Annotated in this window: 9 protein-coding genes; 7 read left to right on the top strand and 2 right to left on the bottom strand. The window is 75.5% G+C overall.

Going from position 1 to position 9,938, the window contains the following annotated elements:
* Positions 1 to 163 precede the first annotated feature (163 nt).
* Genes AB0L33_RS28155 through AB0L33_RS28140 form a run of 4 tightly spaced genes read left to right on the top strand, consistent with a single transcriptional unit; the run spans position 164 to position 5,454 of the window.
* Positions 164 to 1,300 (top strand): gala protein, encoded by a 1,137-nt coding sequence (locus tag AB0L33_RS28155; protein WP_365685879.1) that lies wholly within the window; start codon positions 164 to 166, stop codon positions 1,298 to 1,300.
* Positions 1,297 to 3,051: an ankyrin repeat domain-containing protein gene (locus tag AB0L33_RS28150; RefSeq protein ID WP_365685877.1), complete on the top strand. Its 1,755-nt coding sequence runs from the start codon at positions 1,297 to 1,299 to the stop codon at positions 3,049 to 3,051. Before AB0L33_RS28155 ends, AB0L33_RS28150 begins: the two co-directional genes overlap by 4 nt.
* On the top strand, positions 3,048 to 4,262 hold the full coding sequence (locus AB0L33_RS28145; RefSeq protein ID WP_365685875.1) for an AAA family ATPase: 1,215 nt from the start codon (positions 3,048 to 3,050) through the stop codon (positions 4,260 to 4,262). The genes AB0L33_RS28150 and AB0L33_RS28145 overlap by 4 nt, the downstream gene beginning before the upstream one ends.
* Before the next feature lie 4 nt (positions 4,263 to 4,266).
* On the top strand, positions 4,267 to 5,454 hold the full coding sequence (locus AB0L33_RS28140) for a VWA-like domain-containing protein (RefSeq protein WP_365685874.1): 1,188 nt from the start codon (positions 4,267 to 4,269) through the stop codon (positions 5,452 to 5,454).
* A 7-nt stretch (positions 5,455 to 5,461) separates the two neighbouring features.
* On the opposite strand, the gene AB0L33_RS28135 is transcribed toward AB0L33_RS28140, so the two are convergent.
* Positions 5,462 to 6,460 (bottom strand): fibronectin type III domain-containing protein, encoded by a 999-nt coding sequence (locus AB0L33_RS28135; RefSeq protein ID WP_365685872.1) that lies wholly within the window; start codon positions 6,458 to 6,460, stop codon positions 5,462 to 5,464.
* Between the two features lie 149 nt (positions 6,461 to 6,609).
* Between AB0L33_RS28135 and AB0L33_RS28130 the strand changes: the two genes are divergently transcribed.
* Complete coding sequence (locus AB0L33_RS28130) at positions 6,610 to 7,671, top strand: amidohydrolase family protein (RefSeq protein ID WP_365685869.1); 1,062 nt, start codon at positions 6,610 to 6,612, stop codon at positions 7,669 to 7,671.
* A 37-nt stretch (positions 7,672 to 7,708) separates the two neighbouring features.
* Entirely contained in the window at positions 7,709 to 8,290 is a 582-nt protein-coding gene (locus AB0L33_RS28125; RefSeq protein WP_365685867.1) for a TIGR03086 family metal-binding protein, read from the top strand.
* Between the two features lie 48 nt (positions 8,291 to 8,338).
* Here the strand turns inward: AB0L33_RS28125 and AB0L33_RS28120 are convergent, their stop codons facing one another.
* Positions 8,339 to 9,022, bottom strand: a complete 684-nt coding sequence (locus AB0L33_RS28120) for an alpha/beta hydrolase (RefSeq protein WP_365685866.1) — start codon at positions 9,020 to 9,022, stop codon at positions 8,339 to 8,341.
* Positions 9,023 to 9,082: 60 nt separating this feature from the next.
* On the opposite strand from AB0L33_RS28120, the gene AB0L33_RS28115 reads away from it, so the two are divergent.
* Positions 9,083 to 9,913 (top strand): chitosanase, encoded by an 831-nt coding sequence (locus AB0L33_RS28115; RefSeq protein ID WP_365685864.1) that lies wholly within the window; start codon positions 9,083 to 9,085, stop codon positions 9,911 to 9,913.
* Positions 9,914 to 9,938 lie beyond the last annotated feature (25 nt).

Genomic DNA, 9,938 nt, shown 5'->3' with positions numbered 1-9,938 from the left:
AATCCACACCGAACCCGGAAGGCCCTCACCCATTCAAGATCCCTCAGTCGAGACGTGCATCACCCGTCCACAACCTCCCGGGACAGAACACCTAGCAGCAAGCTGGAGGACGTCGGTTCGAATCCGACCGGTCTTGCCGCCTTTTCACAGACGGGGGTAAGTGATGTCGCAGCCGATGCCGGTGCGCTGTCCGGCCATTGAACATCCGGACCTGCCCCTCGCCGATCCGGCGCTGCTCGGGGCGCTGCTCGACCGCCTGGCGGCGGCGGAGCCCGTGGAGGCGGACGAGACGTTCCCGCTGGGCGCGCTGCGCGCCGACGGGCGGGTCGATCTCTGCAAGCAGGGACTCGGTGCGGCGGGCGCCGCCCGGATCATGCCCGCCGTCGCCCGCTCCCCGCACGCCACCCACGTACTGCTCGGCACCAACTCGCTCGGCGACGACGGCGCTTCGGCCGTGGCCGCGGCGGTGGCCCGGTCCGGGCACGGGCTGCACACCCTCTACCTCGGCTGCAACCGCATCGGCGTCGCGGGGGCCACCGCCCTCGCCTCCGCCCTGGCCGACGACGTCACCGCCCGGGCCCTCTGGCTCAAGCGCAACCCCCTCGGCGACGCGGGCGTCCGCGCCCTGGTGCCGATGCTGCGCCGCAACACCGCCCTGCGCACCCTGGACCTGGTCAACACCGGGGTCACGGCCGACGGACTGGCCGCCCTGCTGGACGTCCTGAGCACCCGTCCGCGCCCCGTCGAACGGCTCTTCCTCGGCGGGAACGGCCTGGGCGCCGACGCCGCGCCGCTGCTGGCCCGGCTGATCCTGGACGCGGGGGTGCGGGAGCTCTACCTCCCGTCCAACCACCTCGGCGACGAGGGCGCCGCCGTCCTCGCGGGCGCCGCCGACCCCGCCCGCCCGATCCGGCTCGGCCTGGGCGGCAACGGCATCGGGCCCGACGGAGCCCGCGCCCTGGCCGGTGCGCTCGACGGGATCGAGGCGCTCGACCTGGGCCGGCCGCCCTCGGAACGCAGCCTGGGCGCCCCGCCCAACGCCACCGGGGACCTCGGGGCGCACGCGCTGGCCGAGGCGCTGCCCGGCAGTCCGCTGCGCCGCCTCGAACTCAGCCACACCGGGCTGACCGGCCGTGGCGCGAAGACCCTGCTCGCCGCCGTCGCGCCCGGGTCCCGGCTGGAGTACGTGGGCCTGGGCCCCGGGCTGCCGCGCCGGGTGAAGCGCTCCTTCGCGGCACTGCTGCGCCCGGACGGCGGGGCACACGCCGATCTGCGCGCGGTCAGGAGCCTGTACCGATGAACCCTCGGGACGTCCGGCCGTTCCTGTCTCCGCAGGAGGCGTCCAGTTGGCGCCAGGTCCGGCGTTACGCCGTGCCGCGCTCCGTGATCGAGGAGTCCGCCGCCCTGCGGGAGGCCGGCGACTGGCGCGGGGCCTGCACGGCGGCCGGCTTCGACGTCCGCGTCGACCCGGACCAGGTCTCCGCCCGGTACGGCACCGAGGTCGCCGAAGCCCTCCTCGCCGACCTCCGGGACCTGGTGCCGGACCTGCTGCGCTGGCACCTGCCCCGCATCCTCGCGGGCCGCTCGACCCTGGCGACCGACCGGACCGTCCTCCTCGCGTCCTACGGCTCCGCGCCGGACGCCTTCCTCCACCTGTCCACGCCGCCCATGGCCGACGGTCCTCAACGCGTCCCGCTCCGGTTCGGCCCGCTGCGGCGCCGGGCCACGGCCGACCTCACCGACGACTGGAGGCCTCTCGGGCACCTGTGGCGCGCGAGCCGGGCGCACGAACTGCGCGCCCGGGCCGGCGGCGCGGACCGGCTGCCGTTCCTCGCCGCAGACGGCACACCGCTTCCGGTGGCCCGGCTGCCGCACGGCGACCCGGGCGACGGCGACGCGGTGGCCCGCGCCGAGTGGCTGAACCTGCTGCACCACGAGGGCCGCGTGGCCGAGGCGCTGGCCGCGGCCGGGGCCGAGTGGGACCCGACACCCCCGGAGATGCCCTCGTACTACCGGACCGCCCCCGAGACGATCGTGGCCGGTCTCGCGCTGGACGTGCCCCGGCTGGCGGCGGAGGTGCGCCGGTTCGCCGCGCTCGGCACGGCGGAGCGGTTCCAGATCGGCCACGACTGGCGGGCCCGCGTCCTGCTCGACTTCACCGGCCCCGGCCCCGGCCTCGGCGGCCGGCTGCGGGTCAAGGTCGTCACCCGCGAGGCCGCCACGGGCGCGGCCTTCCTCCCCGAGGCGCTCTGGCGCAGGCTGCCCGACCTGGACCTGCTCAGCGACGGCGTCCAGACCCCGGCGGACCTGCATCCGCTGGTGGCCCGGTCGCTCTTCCCGGACCACCGGGGGCCGTCCGGTCCGCCGGGGGTCACACCGCCCGCCCCGGTGCGGGTGCGCTGCCGGGGCGACTGGCACGAGGTCCGCTTCCGGGACGGGACGCTGGACTCCCCGCACACCGCGCAGGAACGGCAGCGGGAGAGCGCCCTGCGCGCGTTCGGCGGGGCGGTCACCGGCTGCTTCGCCGTCGAGCACACCTGCCGCACCGGGACGGGCCGGCTGCCCAGGGCGCTGGCCGCCCAGCGGCGCGACCTCTTCCTGCGCGCCCAGCACGGCGACACGGCCGGGGTCCTGGCACTGCTGGACGCGGGCGTCGACCCGCGCGTCCGGGACGGCGGCAGGCACACGCTGCTCCACGTCCTGCCCCTGCTCGACCACACCGTGCTGCTCCCCCGGCTGCTGGCGGCCGGCCTCGACCTGGAGGCCAGGGACCACCGCGAGCGCACCCCGCTGAGCGTCGCCGTCTCGGGGGGCGGGACGGCGGCACTCGTCCGGGACCTGCTCGACGCGGGCGCCCGGATCGACGTGAGCGACCAGACCGAACTCTCGCTGGAACAGATGATCCGCAAGTACCGGCGGACCGATCTGCGGTTCCTCGCGGAACGCGTGCTGAAGGAGCACCCGGACGTCGGCTCGGAGTGGTGGGACGAGTGGAACGACGACGAGGACGACTACGACGCCGACGAGCAAGAGGAAGGTGAGGACGCGTGAGCACCGTGGCCCCGGGCGTCCCCCCGCAGGCGCCGCCGCACCCCTTGGACGCCGCCGACGCGCTCAACCGGCGGCTGCGCGCCACCCGCACCGAGACGGTCGCCAACCCACAGCTCGAAGCGCTGGGCCTGGCGGTGACCGCCAATCAGCCGGTGCTGCTCTGGGGCGAGCCGGGCATCGGGAAGTCGGCCGGGCTCGAACAGCTCGCCGCGGGCCTCGGCCTGGACCTGGAGACCGTCATCGCCAGCGTGCACGAGCCGTCCGACTTCGCGGGGCTGCCCGTCGTCGGGGACGACCCGGCCACGACCGGGGTCCCGATGGCGCCGCCGGACTGGGCGGTCCGGCTCGCCCGCAAGGGCCAGGGGCTGCTGTTCTTCGACGAGTTGTCCTCCGCTCCCCCGGCCGTGCAGGCCGCCCTGCTGCGGGTCGTCCTGGAACGCCGGGTGGGCAGCCTGAAGCTCCCCGACGCCGTGCGCATCGTCGCGGCGGCCAATCCGCCGTCGAGCGCGGCGGACGGCTGGCACCTGAGCCCCCCGCTCGCCAACCGCTTCGTGCACCTGTCCTGGACGCACGACCCGCGCACCGTGGCACGCGGCATGGCCGGCACCTGGCCCGAGGCGCCCGTTCCCGTGGTCGACCCCGCCCGGACCGCCGGTGCGGTGGCCCGGGCCCGGGGCGCGGTCTCCGGATTCCTCACCGCGCGCCCCGGTCTGGTGCACCACCTCCCGGCCGACGCGGAGGGCCGGGGCAGGGCCTGGCCGTCGCCCCGGACCTGGGACATGGCGCTGCGGCTGCTCGCCACCGGCTACGCGACCGGCACCGGCCGGGACGCCGTCGCCGCCGCCCTGACGGGGGCCGTCGGGGACGGGGCGGGCATCGAGCTCCTGTCGTACCTGGAGAACCTGGACCTGCCCGATCCGGACCGGGTGCTGGCCGATCCGGACGCCTTCGCGCTGCCCGACCGCGGCGACCGGCAACTGGCGTTCCTGATCGCGGTGGTGGCCGCCGTCCAGGCCGAACTGACCCGGCCCCGCTGGGAGGCGGGCTGGGCGGTGCTGGCGAAGGCCGTCGCGGCGGGCGTCCCGGACGTGGCCGCGCGGGCGGCGGTGGACCTGGCGTCGATGCGGGACCCCGACTGGCCGGTGCCGGAGGGCATCGACGCCTTCCTGGAACTCCTCCAGCTCTCCGGCGCGCTGCCGGGAAGCGCCTGAGGCCATGGCCGTACCCGCGCGGCTCCCGCTGGACCACACCAAACTGCTCGCCGCGCGGTACCGGGCGGCGAGCGACCGCCCCTATCTCGCGACGGCGTTGTACGCGCTGTCGGTGGTCGAGAGCGACCGGGTGCCGACGATGGGCGTGGACCGGCACTGGCGGTGCTATGTGTCGCCCGCCTTCGTGGCGCGGACGCCGGTGGCCGAGCTGGCCGGGGTGTGGGTGCACGAGGTCGCGCATCTGTTGCGCGACCACCACGGCCGTGCGGCCCGGCTCCCGGCGGCCGACCAGCGCGACGCGCACCGGGTCAACGTGGCCCAGGACTGCGAGATCAACGACGACCTGATCAGCGACGGACTGGCGCTGCCGGAGGGGCGGGTGGAGCCGGGGCTCTTCGGGCTGCCGACCGGTCAGCTCTTCGAGACGTACCTGCCCGCGCTGCCGCCGGGACCGCCGCCGCACAACTGCGGTTCGGGCGCGCACGGCCGCCCCGAGCCGTGGGAGCTGCCCGGTGCGGAGGGGCCGTCCCCGCTGGGCACGACGGAGGCGGAGGCGCTGCGGAGGCGTACGGCCGAGTCGATGCGGGCCCACCAGCGCACCCGGGGCACCCTGCCGGCGGGCTGGCGGCGGTGGGCCGAAGAGGTCCTGGAGCCGACCGTGGACTGGCGGCAGGCGCTCGCCGGAGCGGTACGGGAGGCGGCGGCCTGGGCCTCCGGGGCCGTGGACTACACCTACCGCCGCCCGTCCCGGCGCAGCGCGGCCCTGCGCGGCGTCGTCCTGCCGACGCTGCGCCGCCCGCTGCCCCGGGTGGCCGTCGTCGTCGACACCTCGGGCTCGATGGGCGACGACGAACTGGCGGCCGCGCTGGGCGAGGTCACCGGGGTGCTCCGGGAGGTGGGCATCCGGGGCAACCGGGTCTCCGTGCTGGCCTGCGACGCCGATGTGCACGCCGTCTCGCGGGTGACCTCCGCCGACCAGGTCGCGCTGGGCGGGGGCGGCGGCACGGACATGCGGGTGGGCATCGCGAGGGCCCTGGCCGCCCCGGAGCGGCCCGGCATCGTGGTGGTCCTCACCGACGGGTACACCCCGTGGCCGGACGAGTCGCCCTCGTGCAGGCTCGTCGCCGCGCTCATCGGGGCGGACGCCCCGCAGCCGCCCAGGTGGATCGAGACGGTCCGCGTCCCCCTCTGACGCGGGCTCACTTGCCGAGGACCACCGTGAGCGGGTCCGAGAAGTCGCCCCACTTGCCGTCGGGCAGCTGGGCGCGCAGCGTGATCGCGTGGCTGGTGCCGCGCGGTTCGGCGGTGGTGTACTGGTAGGTCGCCCGTTCGGTGGGCGGTTCGTCGCCCCAGGCGATGGTGGTGGTCATCTTGCCGTCCAGGTACAGCTGGTACGTGCGGATCTCGCCGTACGCCTTGGGCGGTGCCCACTCCAGGTCGACGGCGTACTCCTTGCCCTGGACCTTGGTCGTGGCCCGCAGGCCGGTGGGTGCGGTGTTCGCCGGGGCTCCGGGGGCCGACGCGGTGGTGAGGTGGAAGGCGTTGCTGTCCGGCGAGGAGGTGTTCGCGGCATCGCGGGCCCGCACGGTGAAGGTGTAGGCCGTGCCGGGGCGCAGCCCGGTCAGCCGTGCCGTGGTTCCGGTCCCCGGCACGGTGTGGATGCGGGTGCCCTCCTGGTAGATGTCGTACGCGGTGACGCCGATGTCGTCCGTGGAGCCGCCCCAGGAGAGGGTGGCGGCCCGGTTGCCGTCGGCCTTGCCGCGCAGTTTCACCGGCCGGGTGGGGGGCCCGTGGTCGGCGGGCGTGGGGGCGGGGGTGGTGACGCGGACGACCGCGCTGGGCGCGGAGAGGTTGCCGGCGGCGTCGCGGGCGCGGACGGTGAAGCTGTAGGCGGTCGACGCGGTGAGCCCCTCCACGTCGATCATCACCTTGGACGCGGGGACGGCCTTGACCTTCTTGCCCTCCCGGTAGACCTCGTAGCCGGTGACGGCCGTGTCGTCGGTGGCGGCCTTCCACATCACGTGCGCGGAGGTGGCGCTGCTCGCCTGCACCGTGACCCCGCGCGGGGCGGTGGGCCTGCTGGTGTCCCCGCGGGCCTCGGAGTCGGAACCCGAGCCGGAGCCGCAGGCCGTGGCGAGTGCGGCGAGGAGCAGGGCGGCGGCGCAAGCCGGCGCGCGACGCGTGTGAGGGGATCGCACGGTGGTGCCTTCCGTCCAGGAGCAATGGTCCAGACCTGTATCGCATGGGCCGGGCCCCTCCGACAAGAGCCCGGAGCCGAACCTTCCGCAATGTGCCGGTGTGCCCCCACCCGGCGCTCGGGGCGCGGCGGTTGACGTACCGTCGGCGGATGCTGTGCATACGAGGTGTGGTTCTGCCGGAACGCGAGGAGCGGACGTTCTGGATCGACGGCGAGGTGCTGCGGGAGGGCACCCCGCCGGGCGGGTCCGCCGGGCGGCACGCCGAGACGGTGGTGGACGGGGGCTGGCTGCTGCCGGGCCTGGTCGACGTGCACACCCACCCCGGGACGGTGGACACGGCCGTCCCGTTCGACGACGACATGCTCCGCGAGCAGCTGCGCGAGCACCGCGACGCCGGGGTCCTCGCCGTCCGCACCCCGGGCACGGCCGCGCGGATGCCGTCCTGGGTGGACGACGATCCGGAGCTGCCCCGGGTCACGTCGGCGGGCCGGTGGCTGGCCACACCCGGCCGGTTCTTCCCCGGCTTCGGCCGGGACGTGAGCGAGGCGGAGCTCGTCCGGGCGGCCGTGGAGGAGTCCGCGGCCTCCTCCGGCTGGTGCAAGGTCGTCGGGGACTGGCGGCTGGACGAGCCCGCGGTGCCGCTCGCCCTGCTCACCGAGGTGGTGACCGCCGTCCACGCGGCGGGCGGCAAGGTCGCGGTGCACTGCCAGACCGCCGAGGGGACCCGCAACGCGGTCCTCGCGGGGGCGGACAGCCTGGAGCACGGCATGCATCTGGACCCCGGGCTGCTGGACCGGATGGCGGCGCAGGGCACGGCGTTCGTCCCGACGCTGGCGGCGTTCGGCAGGGGCGTGGACGCGATGAGGGCGCGGGAGCCGAGCGTGCGCCGCGATCTGTGGCTGTCCGGCTGGGAGGGCATGTCCGGCAACGTCCGGGCCGCCCACGAGGCGGGCGTCACGGTGCTGGCCGGCACCGATTCGTTCCCCTGCGGGACCGTCGCGAGCGAGGCGTCCTGGCTGCTCCGGGCCGGGCTGCCGGCCGAGGCGGCGCTCGGCGCGGCGTCCTGGACGGCCCGGTCCTGGCTCGGCCTGCCGGGTCTGGTGGACGGGGCGCCGGCCGACCTCGTCGCGTACGACACCGACCCGGCCGCCGATCCGGCGGTGCTCGACCACCCCGGCCGGATCGTTCTGCGGGGACACGTGGTGCGCTGACCGATGAGTGGGCGGCGGTCCGGCAGTCTGCACTGCTATGGACACACAACCGCTCGACCTCGAACCGGCCGCGCGCCGGATCACCGCACAGCTCGACGCCGTGGACGACGCGGCGCTGGGGGCCGCGACCCCCTGCCCAGGCGTGACCGTGGGCGCCCTCCTCGCCCATATCGAGGGCCTGGCCGTCGCCTTCCGCGACGCCGCCCGCAAGGAGCCGGGACCGGCCACCGACTCGGCGCCCTCCGTGGAGACCGGCGTCCTCGGATCCGGCTGGCGCACCACGCTGCCCGCGGCGCTCGACGGGATGGTGGCCGCCTGGCGGGCCCCCGACGCCTGGGAGGGCATGACCAGGGCGGGCGGCGTGGACCTGCCCGGCCAGGTCGCGGGGATGGTCGCGCTCAACGAGCTGGTCCTGCACGGCTGGGACCTCGCGAAGGCGACCGGGCAGCCCTTCGACGCCGACGAGGCCCACCTGCGCAACACGCTCGCCCTGCTGGCCGACCAGGGCGACGACCCCGCCCCGTTCGGACCGCCGGTGCCGGTCGCGGACGACGCGCCGCTGCTGGACCGGGCGGTGGCCAGGGGCGGGCGGCGGCCGGACTGGCGGCCGGGGGCCTGAGGGCGCCGACGGCGCACGCCCTCGGCGCCCGCGCCGGAGCGCGCTCCCTCAGCTCGTGAAGAACTCCGTGATCCGCTGAGCCGTCTGCTCCGGATCGGCCTCGTGCGGACGGTGTCCGCCGCCCATCGTGACCAGGTGGCAGTCGGGGATCATCGACGCCATGTCCTGGAGGCGCCCCTGCGGCATCGTGCTCGCCGGTCCGCCCGCCAGCATCAGCGTCGGCGCGACGATCTCCCCGAGGCCCCGCGCCCACGCCGGATCCGGGTCCGCCAGCTCGCCGTTGACCGACGCGAGCACCGCCTCGTCGTAGTCGGCGGGCCCGTCCGGCTCGACGGCCGGGCCCGCCGCCCCGGGGAACGGCGGCGGGGTCTCCACCAGCACCAGCCGCTCCACCCGGTCCGGGTGCTCCTGGGCGAGGAGGTGGGCGACGACCCCGCCCATGCCGTGGCCGACCACACCGGCCCGGTCCAGTTCGCACTCGTCCAGGAACCCGAGCACGTCGTCGCGCATCAGTTCCAGGTCGTAGTCGTCGGGCCAGTCGCTCTCGCCGTGGCCGCGCAGGTCGATTCCGTACACCCGCCACTCCCGCCCCAGCAGGCTCCCGGCCGCTTCCCAGCTCGCCGCGCTCGCGCCGAGGTCGTGCAGCAGTACGACGGGGGACCCGAAGGGGTCACCCCAGCTCCGGTACGCCAGCCGCACGTCGCCGACATCCACCACAGACTGATCATCCATGCCCCCGACGCTACCGCCGAATGCGCCGGGAACACGCCCCTGGCCTGGCAGGCTGGACCGGTGAAGCTCACTCCGCGCGCCCTGGTCACCCCGCTCGCCGCCCTCCTGATGTCGGCCACCACACTCTCCGGCTGCGCCCAGGCCGGGGGTTCGTCCGGCAAGGACGGGGCGGACGGGCTCGCGGCCCCGGCGAAGAAGGACATCGCCATGCAACTGGTCTCCAGCGCGGAGAACTCGACACTGGACTGGAAGGCGCAGTACGGCTACATCGAGGACATCGGTGACGGCCGCGGCTACACGGGCGGCATCATCGGCTTCTGCTCCGGCACCGGCGACATGCTCCGGGTCGTGGAGCGGTACGCGGAGTCCCGGCCGGGCAACGCGCTGGAACGGTTCCTGCCCGCGCTCCGGAAGGTGAAGGGCAGCGACGCGCACACGGGGCTCGGCTCCCCGTTCACCCGGGCCTGGGCCGAGGCGGCGGGCGACACCAGGTTCCGGGAGGCGCAGGACGCCGAGCGGGACGCCTCGTACTTCGATCCTGCGGTGCGCCGCGCGAAGCAGGACGGGCTGGGCACGCTGGGCCAGTTCGTCTACTACGACGCGTACGTGATGCACGGGGAGGCCGACGCGGACGGCACCACCGGTTTCCGTACGATCCGGAGTCAGGCGCTCGACGCGGCCAGGACCCCCGCCGACGGCGGTGACGAGACCTCGTATCTCGACGCCTTCCTCGACGCCCGCGTCGACGCGATCCGGGAGGAGCCCTCGCACAGCGACACCAGCCGGGTCGAGACCGCGCAACGCGTGTTCCTGGACCGGGGCAATCTGGATCTGGACCCTCCGCTGGCCTGGAAGGTGTACGGGGACAGCTACGAGATCAAGGGCCCGTAGCCTGGGGGTCCGCGGCTCGACTCGC

The sequence above is a fragment of the Streptomyces sp. NPDC052299 genome (genome assembly GCF_040679335.1).
Classification (GTDB): domain Bacteria; phylum Actinomycetota; class Actinomycetes; order Streptomycetales; family Streptomycetaceae; genus Streptomyces.
The sequence above is the reverse complement of the archived record's forward strand: the minus strand, read 5'-3'. Positions and strand labels throughout refer to the sequence as shown.